The sequence below is a fragment of the Geobacillus sp. FSL W8-0026 genome (assembly GCF_037966255.1).
Lineage (GTDB): Bacteria > Bacillota > Bacilli > Bacillales > Anoxybacillaceae > Geobacillus > Geobacillus icigianus.
The window spans coordinates 2,916,232-2,933,110 of sequence record NZ_CP150194.1; the positions used below are offsets into that span (position 1 = coordinate 2,916,232).

Consider the following 16,879-nt stretch of genomic DNA (forward strand, 5'->3'; position numbering starts at 1 on the left):
GCTTTGCTTTCCCTCGGCTTTGTCGCCCTTGACAAGCAGCAAGACCGTCCCTACTGCACAGAACTGGCCAAGCGCGCCGGACGCTTCGGCATCTCCGTCTGCCGTTTTTCTCCGCTTGATATCGACCCGCAGACGGAACAAGTCCACGGCCTTGTTTTTCAGCCCGAAACGAACGAATGGACGCCCGCTATGTTCGCCATTCCGCCGTTTCTTTATGATCGTTGTTTTTACGGCTCTGACGACCGCTCCAAAAAAGCAAAGCCCATCATGCAATGGCTCAAGCAGCGGCCGGATGTCACGTTTTTAGGCTACGGACTTCCCGGAAAAGGAGAGGTGTATGAGGCGCTTGCCGCCCACCCGCTTCTCTCGGCGTACATTCCGCCGACCTCTCCCCTTGAAGGCGCCGAAGATGTGCTGCACTGTCTTCGACGCCAGCAGGCGATCATCGCCAAACCGGTGCATGGCTCCGGCGGGCGCGGCATTTTCGTGATGCGAAAACAAGGAGCCGCGTTGTCCAGCGAAGACGGCTGGGGACAACACCAAACGATCATCACCCGCCGAAACGAGCTTGAGCGGTTCGTCTCCTCGCTGAACCGCTGCGGCCGCTATGTGCTGCAACCGCTTCTTCGGCTGTCCACTCCGGCCGGTGAACCGTTTGATCTTCGCTTTCTTTTGCAAAAAAACGAAGCGGGAGAGTGGAGGGAACGGGCACGGGCGGTTCGGGTCGGCCGGGCGGGGGCGTGGGTGGCCAACGTCGGCGCAGGAGCAGACATCCGGCCCTTTTCCGATTGGCTTGACCGGCTTACGATTCCGAGGCGCGCCGTCGTGATGGATGGCATCGAAACGATCATTCGGGCGTTGCCGGCATATATGGAGGAGCGATTCGGCCCACTGTTTGAAATCGGTTTGGATCTCGGCGTCGATGACAAAGGGGCGGTTTGGATTTTGGACGTCAACTCAAAGCCGGGAAGAAAAATCATCAGCGTTCTTCCGCCGGAACAACAAGACTGTATTTATGAGGCCCCGCTTCGCTACTGTTTGTTTTTGGCCCGTGAGGTGAACAAGCGGTGACGTACACCTTGGTCATTGACGAACAGACAACCGGTACCGTCGTGCTTCCCGCTTCGCTTCCGCTCGCAGGACAAACGATGGCAGCGTTTGGCAGCCTGTTCGTACCATGCCGAATCGTCTCTTCGGCCTCGCTCACGAACGAAGCCGTCATCGCCCATGACGTCGCGCGGCGCTTACGGATCCCGTTTGCCGCCGAGGTCCATGTCTTTTTGACAGATGAGGCCGTTCATTTCGGCCCGCTTGTCGGCATTTTCACAGCCGGCTTCACCACATCGCCCAACCGCCCGGTCGGAACCCGCAGCCTCTTTTTCGCTAAACTGTTGGCGCAACAAAAACAAGTCGGGGGATTCGCGTTTTTGTTCGGCGCCCCTCATATCGACTGGAACAACGGCATGGTCAACGGCTACTTTTACACAGAGCGCGGTTGGGAACGTCATCTCGTGCCGCTGCCAACCGCCGTTTACAACCGGCTACCGAACCGGCGCATCGAAAACGCCCAACCGTTCCACACGATCACGGAAACGTTGCAAACACGGTATGGCATCCCTGTGTTTAACGGCCATTTTTTCAACAAAGCCGATATTTACCGGCGGCTGTCGACTCATCCGCAAGTCAAGCCGTATTTGCCGGCGACGGCGGCCCATATCACAGCCAAGACGATCGAGCAGTTCCTTCACCGATACGCCGAAGCTTATATCAAACCGGCCGACGGCAGTTTAGGGCGCGGCATCTATCATCTGGCGAAAAAAAGCGGAGCGTATGAGTGCCGCTTTCGCGAAGAGCACGGCGACGTCAAAACGTTGACCTTTCCTACCGCGATGGCGGTATGGCATCATTTGTTGGCCGCCGCTCCGCTTCATCGCTGCGTCATTCAGCAGGCCATCCCGCTCCTGACTGTGCGCGGTCGACCGGTCGATTTCCGCGTCCATACAAATAAAGACGGCCAAAACGCATGGCAAGTCAGCGCCATGGCCGCCAAAATCGCCGGAAAAGAAAGCTTGACCACCCACATCCGCAGCGGCGGCACTGTGAAAACGCTCGAGGAAATTTTCCCCGACCCCGGCGAACGGCAAGCGCTCATCAGCCGTCTATGCGACGCCGCCTTAACGCTCAGCCGCTGCCTTGAGGAAACGCTGGATGCCTTCATCGGCGAAATCGGCTTTGACTTTGGAATCGACCGCGACGGAAACGTGTGGATGTTTGAAGCCAACTCAAAACCGGGACGTTCGATTTTTCACCATCCGAAGCTTAAAGAAGCGGACGAACAAACGGTGCGGCTGCCGCTTGCCTACGCCATCCACTTGAGCAAAACCGCCATCACCGCCCCAGAGGCGCTTTGGCCATGATAACGATCGGCTATCAAAGCGATACCGGTGCATGGGTCGGCGAACGGCTGAGCGAGCCATATCGGTTTGGCAGCGGCCGCCTTGTTCCCGCCGCTTCCCTTCCCGACCTCACCTTTCCCGTTCGCGAACGGGCCGGGCGGGTCGGACCACTTGTTGGCGTTTTGGTGAGCGAATCGTCGATTCCCGCTTTGCTTGTCGGGAAAAAAAGATGGCTGGAAACGGTCGTCCGTTCTGTTCATGACGCCGGCGGCATTGCCATCGTCACGACCGCCGCTGGCGTGAAGGAAAACACCGTTTCCGGCTTTGTGCTCGTGCCGGCGTCCGGACGCTGGATCAAAGCATCCACCCCGCTTCCTGATGTCGTCTACAACCGGGTAAAAAGCCGAGCGGAAGAAAGCGACAAGCGGTTCCAAACGGCGGCCGCCCGGTTCGATGCGGGCGGAATTGCCTTGATCAACCGGTCGTTTTTCCGCAAGTCGGATGTGTATGACGCCCTGCGCGCTGATGGCCGGCTTTGGCCGCATTTACTGCCAACCGCGCCGGTCCGGACAGCCGATGACGTTCGCGCATGGCTGAACCGCTATAGCTGCGTTTACGTCAAAAAAGACGATGGCGCGAAAGGAAACGGGCTATTTCGCCTCACCGTCTTGCCGGACCGTTCCGTTTTATGCGAACATCCCGGTGGGCGAAAGCGGCTTCGTTCCCTCGAAGCGCTCGCCCCGTTGCTTGAATCGGGCGGCTACATCGCCCAAGCGGCGGCCCGAACGGACACGTGGAACGGCCAGCGCTACGACTTGCGCGTGCTCGCTCATTGGCGGCGCGGCCGCTATACAATGACCGGCGTCGGCGTCCGTTTAGCCGCGAGACGGGCGCTAACAACCCATGTTTTTCACGGCGGGACGATTCTTCCCTACGCCGAGGTCGAAAAGCGGATTGACGAGGCGTCGCTTGCCCAACTGATCGCCCTAAGCGGCGAGCGATTGAGCGAACGGTTCGGATTTGTCGGCGAATTTTCCGCCGACATCGGCGTCGGCCCGAACTATGAACTTTACGTGTATGAAATGAACGCCAAACCGATGTCCTTCGATGAACCAGACATTGAAAAACGGCGGCTTGAACGGCTTAATGAACTGTTTGCTTCATTCGCTCAGCTTGCACCATAGCTAACAACGCGCCGCTTTGCTGGAGCGCTTGGTGAAACAGGCGATCGGAGGCCTGCCGGGCCGCGCCGCTCAGGCGGCCGCAAACCCGCTGGCATAATTGCGCCTTTGTCCACTCCGCGGCGGCGAGGGCTTCCAGCAGCTCAAGGCGGCCGCTGTGATCCGCCTCCCCTTCCGCGCTCTTCACGGCGCATTCTTGGCCGGCGATGAGCCGGTACATGTATTCCCAAAATTGGCGCTGGCGCCTTGCCTCTTTCAAGTAAGCTTCCCATTCTGTTTCTTCCTTGTCCAAGTCAGCGAGCCGCTGGGCTGTTTCTTCGGCCGCGGCGATCGTTTGAAGCAATTGTCGGATGATCATCGTCATTTTCCATCACTCCTTCCCGCTTGTCCTCTACTATCCATATGAACGAAGCGGATAGACGATGACGACTTCGGACAAACTAGAAAAAACAAAAAGGAAGGAGAGAACGATGGAACGGAAAGAAACGGGGCGCCAAGATGCCTTATATGAAGGAAGAGATGAGTATGAGTGGGACATCGATCGCATGATCAATGAAGGAATGGCCGGCGGCATGGTCTACGGCCACGGTGAACAAGTCAACATCGAAGAAGCGCGCGATCTCGTCAAAGAGGAACCGCCTCACGAGGCCGGCGATTGACCGCTCCGACTTCCCCCAAGGGAAGTCGGATTTTGTTATAATGGATGCAAAACGACAGAAAGGATGGCGCGCGATGCTTAAAGAGCTCGAGTCGCTTTATGCTGGGGATATCATCATCAACGGCCAGACGGAGCAGCCGGAAGCGTATGACTGGTTTTATACGGCAGACGGGGATGAAATCGGCATTGCCAAACAGCGGTTGACCGACCGGGAGCGGCGGCTGCTGTCGCTCTTTTTCACACCGGCCAGCGGGCGGCGCACACCGGAAGGAGAAGCGGAACGGGCATGGAAGCGATGGATCGCCTGCGGTGACCCGGCGGCGCTCGTCCAACTCACCGCGCCGTACTGCCGGTTTATTCATTTCACTGCGAACCGGCCGATCGTCCCTAGAGACGATTTTGCCGATGCCCTGCGCGGCTTATTTTCCTCGCCGATCACGATCGTCTGGGAGCAAGATCATCGCGGGGTCATCGTCGAAGCGAAGCCGAAACGGACCGCTGAGCGGCCGCCGCTTGTCGATATGGCCGAAGCGCTCGCCGCCGATTTTTATGCCGCCATCCACGTGCTGATCGGCCCGATCCGCCCCGCCGATGGCCATCTGCGCGAATCGTTCCTTCTCGAAAAAGAATGTTTCGCCGCCGCTCGGCGCTTTTGGCCGAAACAAACGGTGTACGAATGGGAAGACGTCATCTTGCTTCCGCTCGTTGCAGGCGAAACGGACAGCGGAAACGTCGATCGCCTCTTTTCGTTTCTCAACGAGCTGGAGGAAGATGACCTCCAAGCGATCGAGACGTTTTTCCAGTGCAACTTAAACGTCTCGATGGCGGCGAAAGCCCTTTACATGCATCGCAACAGTTTGCAATATCGCATCGAGAAATGGACCGAGCAGACCGGTCTCGATATCAAGCGATGTAACTATTCACCCCAGTGCTAGTGTATAAAAAAGCCCAGCACAAATAGGGCATTTCGGTCATAGAAAATGCCCTAGGTAGCGGAAAGAACTCGATCGATCGTTTCGCCTGCCAACAGAAGACATAACGAATCCCACACGTTTTTTTCGTGTTTCGTCAGTGTGGAAACGATGCTTCTTGCGATGCAAAACGACTGCGCGAATGTTTCTTCGCGAAACGTACCCGAAATGTTCTCTTTGACTTTGACCATGCGAAGATCGCGTTCGGCTTGGTTGTTATCAAAGGGAACATGTACTTCACGTAAGAAACGCAGCGCTTCTTCCTTTCGTTTTTGAAGGCGTCGAACAAAAGCGAGTGCTTTTTTCGGAAGAGGCGTCATCGTTTCTAATCGGTGTTGTGCTCTTTCTAGGATGCGATCATACACTCGTTCCCACCGTCTCGCTTCTTCTTCGGAAAGTGCACCGTGATGGGCTTCGACGGCTTGCTTGGCGGCTAACAGAAACGTGGTCATGCGCATCGCCCACGTATGCCCCTGTTCGATGAATCCTTTTAACTCACGCAAATGGTGGGCATGACAAAGGGCATGGGTGGCATGTGTGTATTTCGGATACGTACCGAACGCATCGTGCATCATCGTCCCTTCATATCGGGGAAGAATCCCGATATCATCGGTCGCTTTTTTTCCACGAGAAGCGTGAGGAGCCAAGTATGTATATCTCGATGTACACGCGACATGCACCCATGCGAGTTTCCCATTGATGCGCAAACTCGTTTCATCGACATGCAGGATGTTGGATTCAAGTAAGGCGTCTTCGATGATGTCCATATTGGATTCCAACGATTCGCGTCCTCGTTTCACCATATTGGCAAGAGTTCCCGTACTAATCGAGTGTTGATATAACGCTTCGATTGTATCACTTAAACGCTTGTACGGGATCAATTGGATATGATGTAAATAAACAACGAGCGCCGTGAGCCGTGGACCGTATTGCACATGATTCGTGACATGGGATGGGAATTCGGCTTGTTGCACGCATCGACAATGTGGACACGATTTCACTTCACGTTCATGTTGTGTCACCTCGATCGCCACAGGAGGGACATCAAACACTTGACGGATATCGACTTTGAACGGTTTGACTTCACGCAAAGAAGCTCCACATCCTTGACACGTATGCACACGGTGGACGACACGATGATGTGGATGTTCCACTTGACGGAGCGTCTTCCCCTCATGTCCCTCTTGCCCACCAAGCTTTTTGCCAGACGGCTCGCGGGAGGAACGCTTTTTCTCAAAACGGTCAGAAGATGGGGGCAAATGGCTATTGGAGCTGTTTTTTTTCGTGCGTGCTTCCAGCTCTTGAACACGGTACTTCAGTTGTTCATTTTCTTTGCGTAGCTGTTTGTTTTCTTTCAACAGTTGCTCAATGACTTGTTGTTGGTGAGTAATGAGCTGCTTTTGTTGTTGGGCTTTGCTGATTAAGCTTTCAACTGTAAATACAGCTTGTTGTACCGTCAACATGCGATTCACCTCCTTGTCTATCAATATTCACATCATGGACAGGAAAAGCAAAAAATATTCAGCTCACTTTATGATGTGGCTGAATAGTTACCAAGCGATTTAAAGGGGCGGCGGCGATGTATCTCGCTATTTTGCATCGCCGCCGTCCGTAACGTTGGGCAGGCTGCCGAAAATGGGCCGCCGTTTTTTGTGCATGTTGTCCATTTACGAATGTTTCTATTTTTCTATACTCTAAAGCTAGAGGAAACCGATTTCAACAAGCGGGAGGATTGGCCATGGCAGAGCTCATTTTGGATCATATTTACAAAATTTACGACAACAACGTCACAGCTGTCAAAGACTTTAACTTGCATATCCAAGACAAAGAGTTTATTGTCTTCGTCGGCCCGTCCGGCTGCGGCAAATCGACGACATTGCGGATGATCGCCGGCCTTGAGGAAATTTCCAAAGGCGATCTTTACATCGATGGCAAACGAATGAACGACGTGCCGCCGAAAGACCGCGATATCGCGATGGTGTTCCAAAACTACGCGCTTTACCCGCATATGAGCGTTTATGACAATATGGCGTTCGGCTTAAAATTGCGCAAATTCCCGAAGGCGGAAATTGACAAACGCGTGCGCGAAGCCGCCCGCATTCTGGGGCTTGAACAATATTTGGACCGCAAACCAAAAGCGCTCTCCGGCGGGCAGCGGCAGCGCGTTGCGTTAGGGCGGGCCATCGTTCGCGATGCCAAAGTATTCTTAATGGACGAGCCGCTCTCGAACTTGGATGCCAAACTGCGTGTGCAAATGCGCTCGGAAATCGCGAAGCTCCATCAACGTTTGGAAACGACGACGATTTACGTCACTCACGACCAAACGGAAGCCATGACGATGGCCACTCGCCTTGTCGTCATGAAAGACGGCGTCATTCAGCAAGTCGGAACGCCGCGCGAAGTATATGAGAAACCGGAAAACATTTTTGTCGGCGGCTTTATCGGTTCGCCAGCCATGAACTTCCTGCGCGGAACGCTGCAAGACGGCAAGTTTGTCGTCGGCCAAACCTCGTTCGGCATTCCGGAAGGGAAAATGAAAGTGCTCCGTGAACAAGGATATGTCGGCAAAGAAGTCATTTTAGGGATCCGTCCGGAAGACATTCACGATGAGCCGCTCTTCTTGGAAGCCTCACCGGCCACGAAAGTAACAGCGCACGTGGAAGTCGCCGAGCTGCTTGGGGCCGAGTCGATGATTTACTTCAGCATCGATGGCCAAGAAATGGTCGCCCGTATTGACGCCCGCACGGAAATTAAGCCGGGGCACCGAATCGACTTGGCGCTCGATATGAACAAAGCGCACTTCTTTGATGTCGAAACCGAGCGGCGCATCCGGGCGGCGAACGAAAAGTAACCCCCTTTGTTTTCCTATACACTCGGGCGTTCCTCCAGCTGGGACGCCGTTTTTTTTTTTTTTGCCAGTCGGCGCTATGACATCACTCGACCGCTTATTCTTGAATAAATCGCACTTCCTCCGCCTGGCAGCGCGGACAATAAAACAGATGGACACATTCATGATTCGTGTATGTACGTGCGTAACCGTCGAATTGTTTCATCATATCCGCATCCATATACGGGCTGTAATCATCAAAATAATCGGTCACCTTTCCTTGATCCTCCATTGGCTGCCGGCAGCTGCTGCAATACACCGTTACTCGGCGCAGCCCGTTGCAAAGCGGACAAACGTTCATGCTGCTTCCTCCTCTAAAGGGTCGGTGATTTCGTACGAAATAATGCTGTTCCATTTGTTTCTCGATGAAAGAAGCCTAGCGAAATCAGCCTTCTTTTTGGCGACATGCCGCTGATTGGCTCGTGGCAGCCGTTTTTTCCCAAACTTCTAAGCTGTTCTTGGTCAAGGGGCCATCCCGCTTTCCCCCTGCCTAATGGGATGATCGGTGCGAAATTTCGATCACCCGTTTGACGCTACCAGCTGTTCCTTTAATAAGCTGCCATTTTGTTTTCCATGGCATGGTTCGCTCTTCTGTCACCGCACCAGCTTGTCAGGTAATCAAGACGGGACATGGAGATCGGAAATGGTTGATTACAACCTATCTATTCCCTAATCGCAGCGATGATAAAACGTAAAAAATTCCCATATCTTTTGAACGAATAACGAGACAAAAACGTCCCAAACTATGAGTACCGCCAGCGGAACAGCCAAATCCGTTGCAACGGGACAGCTGGCGAAACAACAGATGGGCGGTGGGTTCAGCCAAGCTTGGCAGCGCGCTTTACGGCGTGCAACGCTGGTGCAAATCCAGCCAACCCAGCCATCAAAATTCTTTCACGAGGAGATGATCTAACTATGGCACGCAACAATACCAACAACCAACTGTTAGTCGCTGGTGCTCAACAAGCGATCGATCAAATGAAGTATGAAATCGCCCAAGAATTCGGCGTAAACCTTGGGGCTGACACGACTTCTCGCGCGAACGGTTCGGTCGGCGGCGAAATTACGAAACGCCTTGTTGCCATGGCTCAACAACATCTTGGCGGCCAATTCGGCCACATTCAATAACAGCACGGCCAACAACTTGATATAGATGGCAAACGAGGGTGTCCCAAGATCGGGACACCCTCTTTCGTTGCTATGTTCCTTTATTGCAACCGATTCCGTTCCGGCTGGCGCGGTTCGTTGGCCTTATCTCGCTCGACGAAAAGAACCTTGCGAAAAACGGCGGATTAAACGCCTCCCGCTTGTTCGGCGAGCGGTGGGCTCATGGAGACGAGCACTTTGCGGATGCGCCGATTGTCCACCTGACGAACGGTGAACGTCAACGGCCCGTACTGCAGCGTTTCGCCAACGGACGGAATGCGCTCAAACATCTCGAAAATCCAACCGCCCAACGTATGGGATTCGCTTTCAGGCACCTCGATGTTCATTACCTCGCAAAATTCATCCAACGGCAGCTCAGCGTTGAACTCAAAGCTGTGCTCATCGATTTGGCGCACCGTTTTCACCGCTTCATCATGTTCATCCCATATTTCGCCGACGATTTGCTCGATGATATCTTCAAGCGTGATCAGGCCAGCCGTGCCGCCAAACTCATCAACGACGATGGCCATATGCACCTTGCTTTTTTGCAGCTCCGGCAACAAGTCGGACACTTTCATCGACTCAACGACAAACAACGGTTGACGGAGCAAATCGCGGATGCGCACTTCCCGCTTCCGCACCAGTTCGCCGAAAAAGTCGCTTTCCGACAAAATCCCGATCACATTGTCAATGTCGCCCTCGTACACCGGGATGCGCGAATATTTTTCCTCCAAAAACACGTCGCGAATTTCTTCAATCGACTGGTTCACTTCCACCGCGACCATATCGGCGCGCGGCGTAAAAATTTCTTCGACTAAAATTTCATCAAAATCGAGCGAACGTTGAATGAGCTCTTTTTCTTTATTGTCAATAACCCCTTCCTCTTCGCTCAACTCAACCATCACTTTAATATCTTCCTCCGTGACCGCTGGCACGGCGACCCCGTTGGCAAAGCGCCGAGCGATCCGCTCTTTTAAAACGTGAAAGGAAGCGGTAACCGGCGTCATCCATTTCATCAACCCGTAAGCGAGGCTCGCGTACCGAACCGCCAGCGATTCTGCCTGCTCTTTCGCCATCGATTTTGGCAAAATTTCACCGAAGACCACCGATAACACCGTCATTATCGCAATTCCACTAAGCAAACCGATCCGTTCCCCAAAAAGGGAAACGGCGATATCAAGAAACAACGCGATGGCTACTACACCCGTCAACCGGTTGGCAACGGCCAGCGCCAACAACACGCGGTCAAGTTGGCCAAACACCGCTTGCAAGCGCTTATTTTGCGGATTGTCTTCCACGTACTGGCGCAATCGGGCTTTGCTTGCTTGAGAAAACGCAGCTTCCGCTGAGGCAAACAGGACGTTTGCGAACAAGAACAGGAAAAACCATCCGAATAACCTTAACGGCCACTCTTCCAATGAATCTTCACACTCCTAACGGAAACATGACTATGTTCATTCATACCCATTTTTTGGCCGAAACATGCTTGCGCAAACACCATTCGCAGCGCTGAAGCAATCAAAAGACGCTTCCCTTTAAATATAACAAATTTTTTGCCAACTGACTATAGAGAGGGTACGAAACTTCCATGTCCATCCAAAACTAACGGGGCGGCTGACCAGTTGCCGCCCCTGTTCATCCTAAGTAGCGATAATAGATCGTTTTCGCCTCGTGCACGTCTTTCGTGCCATGCACGAGCGCGCGGCCGTCGGCGAACACGACAAGCCGTTTGCCGCCGCCAAGCGACACGGCCACAAGATACGGATTCGCTTCCGTCTGCAGCCCTTGGCGGCGAAACATCTCCGCCAGCTCATCGATCTCGTACTCGCGCTGGACAGGTGGGCGGATTTGTACCGAATCGCGTCCGCACAACACTGCCGCCTTTGTCCGCTGGTCGTAGGAAAGAAACGGGTACGATGGGTGGCGTCCGCATGTCGGACAATCCTCCTTTTTCACCGCGTCAATGCGAACGGCGGCGTATTCATTCGTCCAAAGGTCAAAGGAAACAAGTTTGCCGCGAAGCGCCGCCCAATCCTCCACCAACATTTTCAACGCTTCCGCCACTTGATAGCTGACCACCATTTGCACTGCTGGACCGATGATCCCCGCCGTGTCGCACGTCAATCCTCCTTGCGGCACCGTTTCAAGCAAACAGTACAGACAAGGGGTGCGGCCCGGGATGAACGCGCAACTGAGGCCATAGCTGCCGACGCAAGCGCCGTAAATCCACGGGATGCGATATTTATAAGCCACATCGTTGAGCACAAGGCGCGTATCAAAATTGTCGGTCGCGTCAATCCATACATCCGGGCGCTGTTCAGCCGCGATCGCTTCGAGCTCTTCCGGCCCGGCGTCGCCAACGATCGCCTCGATCTCGACCTCGCTGTTGATCTGTTCAAGCCTCCGCTTCGCGGCGATCGCCTTCGGCAGCCGTGCGATCGCATCGGCTTCACTGTAGAGCTGCTGGCGCTGCAAATTGCTCCATTCCACATAATCGCGGTCAATGATCGTCAATTTGCCGATGCCGGCGCGCACGAGCGCCTCGGCGTTGCCTGCCCCGAGCGCGCCGGCGCCGACTATTACCACATGCTTCCTCCGAATGTTGGTTTGCCCTTCCTCGCCGATGGGCGCAAACAACTGTTGTCGGGAATAGCGTCCATTCAAACAATGCTCATTCCTTCCATCGGGCTGCTTGCTGACGCGTATCGCTTTTTCGGGATGCGTCCGGCTTCATAGCCGAGCCGTCCCGCCTCCACCGCCAGCTTCATGGCCCTCGCCATTTTCACAGGATCCGCCGCGCCAGAAACGGCCGTATTGAGCAACACCCCATCCGCACCAAGCTCCATTGCCAGCGCCGCATCCGCCGGGCTGCCGATCCCGGCGTCAACGATCACCGGCACCGTCGCATGTTCGATAATGAAACTCAAGTTGAGCGGATTGACGATGCCTTGCCCTGACCCGATCGGCGACGCTCCCGGCATAATCGCATGGCAGCCGAGCTCCTCGAGCCGCCTAGCCAGCACGACGTCATCTGATGTGTACGGCAGCACGATAAACCCTTCTTCCAACAGCTTCTCTGCCGCCTTCAACGTTTCGACCGGATCAGGAAGCAACGTTTTGTCGCAGCCGATCACTTCCACCTTAATCATATCACATAACCCCGATGCTTTGGCCAGTCGCGCGATGCGCACCGCCTCTTCCGCCGTTTTTGCCCCAGCGGTATTCGGGAGCAGCTTGTAGCGGGTGACATCGAGCTGTTCCAATACATTCGGCTGCTCCGGAGAAAAAATGTTCATCCGCCGAACGGCGAACGTCAAAATTTCCGCTCCTGACGCTTCCACCGCCGCTTTTTGCACTTCCCAACTCGGATACTTGCCAGTGCCAAGCAATAGCCGCGAAGAAAACGAATATGGGCCAATGTTCAGCATCTCAACCGCCTCCTACAAAATGAACAATTTCGATGCGATCGCCATCGGCGAGCGCGGTTGTACCGTACTCATGTTTTTCAATGATGCGCACATTGACTTCGACAATCGCCAGCTTATTGGTAAGCTGGAAATAGGAGAGCAAATCGCTCACCGTTTTGACTTCATCGGGCACCGTGACCGTTTCCCCGTTGATCGTTAACGTCATTTGACCCCCTCCGTTTCTTCGGCATGACGCGTCAGCGCGAACGGCGACAAATCAAACGCCGGCTTCTTTCGCTCGACCAAGTCAGCCACAATCGCTCCGGTGACGGCGCTAAGCAAAATGCCGTTGCGGTAATGACCGGCAGCCACGAATACTCCTGGCCGCTCAGGATGTTCTCCAATATACGGCAATCCATCTTTCGTCTGCGGCCGAATTCCGCTCCATGCGTCGACCCATTCCGCTTGTTCAACGGCCGGAAGCAAATGAGCGGCTTGAAACAACAAGCGAGCCAGACCGCCAGCCAAGATGCGGCGATCATACGTGCCGGGGGTGGATGTGGCCCCGATCAGCAAGCGGTTCCCCGCCTTCGGGACGATATAACAGCCGTTTTTCGCAAACACTGTCGTTCGCAACAAAGGGACGTGCGCCCGCACCATGAGACACTCCCCCTTAACAGGGAACATGGAGAGCGAAAGCCCCGCCTTGGCGCCGAGCCGAGCCGCCCACGCTCCAGAAGCAATGACGACCGCCTCAGCGGCGAATGTGCCGACGGCCGTATCGACGAGATGACCGCCGCCTCCGGAGCGAATATCCAGCACTTCCGCATATTCATATAGATGAACGCCAGCGGAAACGGCCGCCGACACAAGGGCGGCGGCTAGGTTGGGAGCGCTCACCTGCCCATCGCCCGGAATCCACATCGCCCCTGTCAGCGCCTCGGCATGAAGCTGCGGCTCGATCTCCCGCACTTCCTCGTTGGTAAGCCAGTGCACCGGTTCGCCCCTCTCGCGCCAAAACGCGTAGTGACGGCGCAAATCGTCCGCCTCTTCCTCCGTTGTCGCCGCTTTGATCAACCCTTTTTCCACCAATTCAATGTCCATCCCGGTCCGCTCTTTCAGCTCGGCAGCCAATGACGGCATGAGCGCCCGGCTTTGTAAAGCGAGCGGGACGAGCGGGCTTGGCGCGGAAAATTCCGATTGCGCTCCGAGCATGCCAGCAGCGGCGCTTGATGCCTCTTTGCCCGCCTTCCCTATGTCAAATATGGCAACGCGATGCCGCCGCTTAGCGAGCTCCCATCCGACAGCGGCCCCAATCACTCCCCCGCCGATCACAATGACATCATACGAAGACGCTGTCACTCGATCCTCTCCCCCTTTACGATCTCAGCGAGCTGTTTCGCTTCCCGCACAGGATCTTCCGCCAAAAAAACCGCCGACAATACCGCCACTCCCGCCGCGCCGGCTTTCAGAACGGAACGCGCGTTGCCGGCATGAATGCCGCCGATCGCAATGATCGGAATTTGCACAGCCCGAACGACGTCCGCCACCCCATCCAACCCGCGCGGCGCTAGACCCGGCTTGCTTTCCGTCGGAAACACATGGCCGTACAAGCAAAAATGAGCACCAGCCTGTTGGGCTTGTTTCGCCTCGATCGGTCCATGCACTGAACAGCCGATCTCCAAATCCGAGAACGTGCGGCGAACGGCGCGCACCGGCAGGCTGTGATAAGCGAGTTGCACCCCTTTGACGCCGTAGACCGCGGCCACATCAACCCGGTCATTGACGATAATTTTTTGCGCCGGCACCCCTGCCCGCAACAGCGCGACCACAAACTCTGCCACCTCGCGCGCCGTTTTTCCCTTTTCGCGGACGTGAATGGCATCGGCATACGGATGAACGCGTGCACAAATAGCAGCCAATTGCGCTGCTGTCTGCCGGCCCGTGGAAACCAAATGAAGGACACCCATCTTCATCCCTGACTTTCTACCGCACATCGCGGATAGGAATATACGGATAGTGGATCCCGACGTAATAAGCGGCAAACAGGAACGCAGCGAACAGCGCGACAAACCAACCATCGTATTTGCTAAATCCGATCTCATAATAAAACGTGCGCGGACCGCTTCCGGAAAACTGTTTCGCTTCCATCGCCACCGCGATGCGTTGGGCGCGGCGGATGCTTTGCGACAACAGCGGAATGGCGTAGCGCTTCACTTTGCCAAGTCCGCCCTGGCGCGGCACCCCTCGCACCTTTAACGCATGGCGAATCGTTTGCAGCTCCTCGAGCATGATCGGCAACAGCCGCACCGCCGCCAAAAAGCTGTAGGCATACTTTGGTTTCAGTTTCAGCTGCTGCATCAAGGAGTAAAACAACGGCACGGGCCGGGTGGTCAACGCAAAGATGAGTCCAAGCAGCCCGAGCGCCAAGGCGCGAAATCCTAGATGCAGCCCGCGCCAAAAACTCTCCGCTGTAATATGGATCAGCCCCCAGCGGAACCATGTGGTCGTTCCTTCTCCGAACATCATCATCGATGAGGCGCTGGAAAAAAAGATCAGGAAAAACGGCAAAAACATCCAGAATAAAACGTTCGCCGGATACCCCGTGCCAAAACAAAACAAAAGGAAAAGAGCTAGCGACAAGTTAATGAGCACATTCGGATTGTGAATCAACAGCACGGCCAAAAAGAGCACGACAAGCACCGCGAGCTTCAGCGTCGGATTCGCCTCATAAAGCCATGTTTCCCGATGCGAGATTTCCCACTTCATCGTCCCATCCCCCTCTTGGCAATCGCCAACCGGCAAACGTCCAACGGCTCGTCGCGGACAAGCGCACCGTCTTCAATCACCCAGCGCCTTGTGGCAAAACGGCGGACAATGTGCTCATCGTGCGTCACCATGATGACCGCCGCTCCTTGCTGGCGCTGCGATTCGAGCCGTTCGAGCAAAGCGAACGTATTTTTCGCATCCTGTCCGAAGGTCGGCTCGTCGAGCAAAAGAAGGCGCTGGCCGGCGATGACGGAAGACGCTACGCTCAGCCGCCGCTTTTGCCCGACCGACAATTGGTACGGGTGCGTATCCTGTTGCTCGATCAGGTCAAACTCGACCAAAAAGCGGTGAACCAACGCTTCGATTTCCGCCGCCGGGCGCCCTTGGAGCTTGAGGGAATAAGCGAGTTCATCGCGGACAGAATGGGTGACAAACTGCCATTCGGGATTTTGAAACACAAACGCGATATCGCGATGCAGCGGCTGCCGCTCGCTGATGTCGTCTCCAAACAGCTGATAGCGTCCTTCGGTGCGAATGAGTTGCATCAAAGCATGCAGCAACGTGCTTTTGCCGGCGCCGTTTTTTCCCGTGACAGCGATCCACTCGCCGGCTCTCACCGCCGCCTCGGAAACCTCAATTTTTGCCTCTTTCCTCCTAAAGCCGCGAAACTGAGAAAGGCGAAGCAGCTCCTCGCCCTCTTCGCTGACCGCGCGCCGCTCCGGCCATCCGTAGTCGTCCCAGATGCCTGGATACCAAATGCCGTGGGCGCCAATGGCGTGCTTATAGCGGGAAAACACCGTTTTCGCCTCACCATCGGCGATAATTTGACCATCGCGCCCCAGCAAAATGATACGGTCAATAAAATCGAGCACATGGTCAATTTTATGTTCGACGATGATGACCGTCTTCTCCCGACCGACTTGTTTGACCGTTTGCCACACCGCTTTCGTTCCTTCCTCGTCAAGCAAAGCCGTCGGTTCGTCCAAAAACAGCACATCCGGCTCCAGCGCCAATACAGACGCCAAAGCAAGACGCTGTTTCATTCCTCCCGAAAGCGTATGAATGTCGGTGTGCGGCGCAATGGCCAAGCCGACTTGATCCAACAGCGCGCGAATGCGCTCCGGCATCTGCTCGCGCGGCACGTTTCGATTTTCCAAGGCAAACGCGATCTCCTCATCCGCATACGGCATACAAAACTGAGCATCCGGGTCTTGAAACACGTACCCCCAGCGTTCCGGCCGCTCGAGACGCTCGGCTTTCATCGGCACGTCAATCGAATTGGGAATAAGGCCGGCCATCACTTGCAATAGCGTGGATTTGCCGCATCCCGACGGGCCAAGGAGGAGCACTTTCTCCCCTTGAGCGATCGAAAGCGACAAATCGCAAAACAACAGCCCGGCGCGCCCGGGAAATTTCAGGCGCAGCCGCTCGATCGATACCGCTTCTTTCATCTTTCTTCGCCGC

The 16,879-nt window shown here is 55.1% G+C and carries 18 protein-coding genes; 7 read left to right on the top strand and 11 right to left on the bottom strand.

Annotation, left to right across the window (positions count from 1 at the left end):
* The first annotated feature begins 3 nt into the window (after positions 1-3).
* The 3 genes from NST29_RS14590 to NST29_RS14600 are packed head-to-tail and all read left to right on the top strand — an operon-like array spanning position 4 to position 3,580.
* Positions 4-1,071, top strand: coding sequence for a YheC/YheD family protein (locus NST29_RS14590; RefSeq protein ID WP_033018648.1), 1,068 nt, complete (start codon positions 4-6; stop codon positions 1,069-1,071).
* Positions 1,068-2,417, top strand: a complete 1,350-nt coding sequence (locus tag NST29_RS14595) for a YheC/YheD family protein (protein ID WP_033018650.1) — start codon at positions 1,068-1,070, stop codon at positions 2,415-2,417. The genes NST29_RS14590 and NST29_RS14595 overlap by 4 nt, the downstream gene beginning before the upstream one ends.
* Positions 2,414-3,580, top strand: coding sequence for a YheC/YheD family protein (locus NST29_RS14600; RefSeq protein WP_033018651.1), 1,167 nt, complete (start codon positions 2,414-2,416; stop codon positions 3,578-3,580). Before NST29_RS14595 ends, NST29_RS14600 begins: the two co-directional genes overlap by 4 nt.
* Here NST29_RS14600 and NST29_RS14605 read toward each other — a convergent pair.
* Complete coding sequence (locus NST29_RS14605; RefSeq protein WP_033018652.1) at positions 3,540-3,941, bottom strand: hypothetical protein; 402 nt, start codon at positions 3,939-3,941, stop codon at positions 3,540-3,542. The two genes, NST29_RS14600 and NST29_RS14605, sit on opposite strands and share 41 nt — an antisense overlap.
* 106 nt (positions 3,942-4,047) lie before the next feature.
* Between NST29_RS14605 and NST29_RS14610 the strand changes: the two genes are divergently transcribed.
* Positions 4,048-4,236 carry a hypothetical protein gene (locus tag NST29_RS14610; RefSeq protein WP_033018653.1) on the top strand — a complete coding sequence of 63 codons (189 nt, stop codon included), beginning with the start codon at positions 4,048-4,050 and terminating at the stop codon, positions 4,234-4,236.
* 73 nt (positions 4,237-4,309) lie between these two features.
* A complete protein-coding gene (locus NST29_RS14615) occupies positions 4,310-5,170 on the top strand; it encodes a helix-turn-helix domain-containing protein (RefSeq protein ID WP_339232338.1) in 861 nt (286 codons plus the stop codon).
* A gap of 50 nt (positions 5,171-5,220) precedes the next feature.
* On the opposite strand, the gene NST29_RS14620 is transcribed toward NST29_RS14615, so the two are convergent.
* Complete coding sequence (locus NST29_RS14620) at positions 5,221-6,669, bottom strand: IS66-like element ISGst1 family transposase (RefSeq protein WP_033019592.1); 1,449 nt, start codon at positions 6,667-6,669, stop codon at positions 5,221-5,223.
* Positions 6,670-6,944: 275 nt separating this feature from the next.
* Here NST29_RS14620 and ugpC point away from each other — a divergent pair, with 275 nt between their 5' ends.
* Positions 6,945-8,057 (top strand): sn-glycerol-3-phosphate ABC transporter ATP-binding protein UgpC, encoded by a 1,113-nt coding sequence (ugpC, locus tag NST29_RS14625; protein WP_033018654.1) that lies wholly within the window; start codon positions 6,945-6,947, stop codon positions 8,055-8,057.
* A 94-nt stretch (positions 8,058-8,151) separates the two neighbouring features.
* On the opposite strand, the gene NST29_RS14630 is transcribed toward ugpC, so the two are convergent.
* The gene (locus NST29_RS14630; protein WP_033018655.1) at positions 8,152-8,394 is read right to left on the bottom strand and encodes a hypothetical protein; all 243 of its coding nucleotides are present in this window, start codon (positions 8,392-8,394) and stop codon (positions 8,152-8,154) included.
* 614 nt (positions 8,395-9,008) lie between these two features.
* On the opposite strand from NST29_RS14630, the gene NST29_RS14635 reads away from it, so the two are divergent.
* A complete protein-coding gene (locus NST29_RS14635; protein WP_033018657.1) occupies positions 9,009-9,221 on the top strand; it encodes an alpha/beta-type small acid-soluble spore protein in 213 nt (70 codons plus the stop codon).
* Positions 9,222-9,385: 164 nt separating this feature from the next.
* Here the strand turns inward: NST29_RS14635 and NST29_RS14640 are convergent, their stop codons facing one another.
* The 8 genes from NST29_RS14640 to NST29_RS14675 all read right to left on the bottom strand — a co-directional run bounded on the left by NST29_RS14640 (position 9,386) and on the right by NST29_RS14675 (position 16,866).
* Positions 9,386-10,657: a hemolysin family protein gene (locus NST29_RS14640; RefSeq protein WP_033018658.1), complete on the bottom strand. Its 1,272-nt coding sequence runs from the start codon at positions 10,655-10,657 to the stop codon at positions 9,386-9,388.
* Between the two features lie 217 nt (positions 10,658-10,874).
* Positions 10,875-11,903, bottom strand: a complete 1,029-nt coding sequence (locus NST29_RS14645; protein ID WP_033018659.1) for a thiazole biosynthesis adenylyltransferase ThiF — start codon at positions 11,901-11,903, stop codon at positions 10,875-10,877.
* Positions 11,900-12,667: a thiazole synthase gene (locus NST29_RS14650; RefSeq protein WP_033018661.1), complete on the bottom strand. Its 768-nt coding sequence runs from the start codon at positions 12,665-12,667 to the stop codon at positions 11,900-11,902. The genes NST29_RS14645 and NST29_RS14650 overlap by 4 nt, the downstream gene beginning before the upstream one ends.
* A 1-nt stretch (position 12,668) precedes the next feature.
* Complete coding sequence (gene thiS, locus NST29_RS14655; protein WP_033018662.1) at positions 12,669-12,872, bottom strand: sulfur carrier protein ThiS; 204 nt, start codon at positions 12,870-12,872, stop codon at positions 12,669-12,671.
* Positions 12,869-14,008, bottom strand: coding sequence for a glycine oxidase ThiO (thiO, locus tag NST29_RS14660; protein WP_033018663.1), 1,140 nt, complete (start codon positions 14,006-14,008; stop codon positions 12,869-12,871). Before thiO ends, thiS begins: the two co-directional genes overlap by 4 nt.
* Positions 14,005-14,616, bottom strand: a complete 612-nt coding sequence (gene tenI / locus NST29_RS14665) for a thiazole tautomerase TenI (RefSeq protein WP_339233002.1) — start codon at positions 14,614-14,616, stop codon at positions 14,005-14,007. The genes thiO and tenI overlap by 4 nt, the downstream gene beginning before the upstream one ends.
* A gap of 16 nt (positions 14,617-14,632) precedes the next feature.
* A complete protein-coding gene (locus tag NST29_RS14670) occupies positions 14,633-15,415 on the bottom strand; it encodes an energy-coupling factor transporter transmembrane component T (protein ID WP_033018665.1) in 783 nt (260 codons plus the stop codon).
* Entirely contained in the window at positions 15,412-16,866 is a 1,455-nt protein-coding gene (locus tag NST29_RS14675) for an ATP-binding cassette domain-containing protein (protein WP_339232342.1), read from the bottom strand. Before NST29_RS14675 ends, NST29_RS14670 begins: the two co-directional genes overlap by 4 nt.
* Positions 16,867-16,879: the final 13 nt, after the last annotated feature.

Bases quoted from the DNA above. Each gene is read 5' to 3' on its own strand.
- NST29_RS14600 (WP_033018651.1), top strand. From the start codon at position 2,414: ATGATAACGATCGGCTATCAAAGCGATACCGGTGCATGGGTCGGCGAA.
- NST29_RS14605 (WP_033018652.1), bottom strand. From the start codon at position 3,941: ATGACGATGATCATCCGACAATTGCTTCAAACGATCGCCGCGGCCGAA.
- NST29_RS14610 (WP_033018653.1), top strand. From the start codon at position 4,048: ATGGAACGGAAAGAAACGGGGCGCCAAGATGCCTTATATGAAGGAAGA.
- NST29_RS14615 (WP_339232338.1), top strand. From the start codon at position 4,310: ATGCTTAAAGAGCTCGAGTCGCTTTATGCTGGGGATATCATCATCAAC.
- NST29_RS14620 (WP_033019592.1), bottom strand. From the start codon at position 6,669: ATGTTGACGGTACAACAAGCTGTATTTACAGTTGAAAGCTTAATCAGC.
- ugpC (WP_033018654.1), top strand. From the start codon at position 6,945: ATGGCAGAGCTCATTTTGGATCATATTTACAAAATTTACGACAACAAC.
- NST29_RS14630 (WP_033018655.1), bottom strand. From the start codon at position 8,394: ATGAACGTTTGTCCGCTTTGCAACGGGCTGCGCCGAGTAACGGTGTAT.
- NST29_RS14635 (WP_033018657.1), top strand. From the start codon at position 9,009: ATGGCACGCAACAATACCAACAACCAACTGTTAGTCGCTGGTGCTCAA.
- NST29_RS14650 (WP_033018661.1), bottom strand. From the start codon at position 12,667: ATGCTGAACATTGGCCCATATTCGTTTTCTTCGCGGCTATTGCTTGGC.
- thiS (WP_033018662.1), bottom strand. From the start codon at position 12,872: ATGACGTTAACGATCAACGGGGAAACGGTCACGGTGCCCGATGAAGTC.
- tenI (WP_339233002.1), bottom strand. From the start codon at position 14,616: ATGGGTGTCCTTCATTTGGTTTCCACGGGCCGGCAGACAGCAGCGCAA.
- NST29_RS14670 (WP_033018665.1), bottom strand. From the start codon at position 15,415: ATGAAGTGGGAAATCTCGCATCGGGAAACATGGCTTTATGAGGCGAAT.
- NST29_RS14675 (WP_339232342.1), bottom strand. From the start codon at position 16,866: ATGAAAGAAGCGGTATCGATCGAGCGGCTGCGCCTGAAATTTCCCGGG.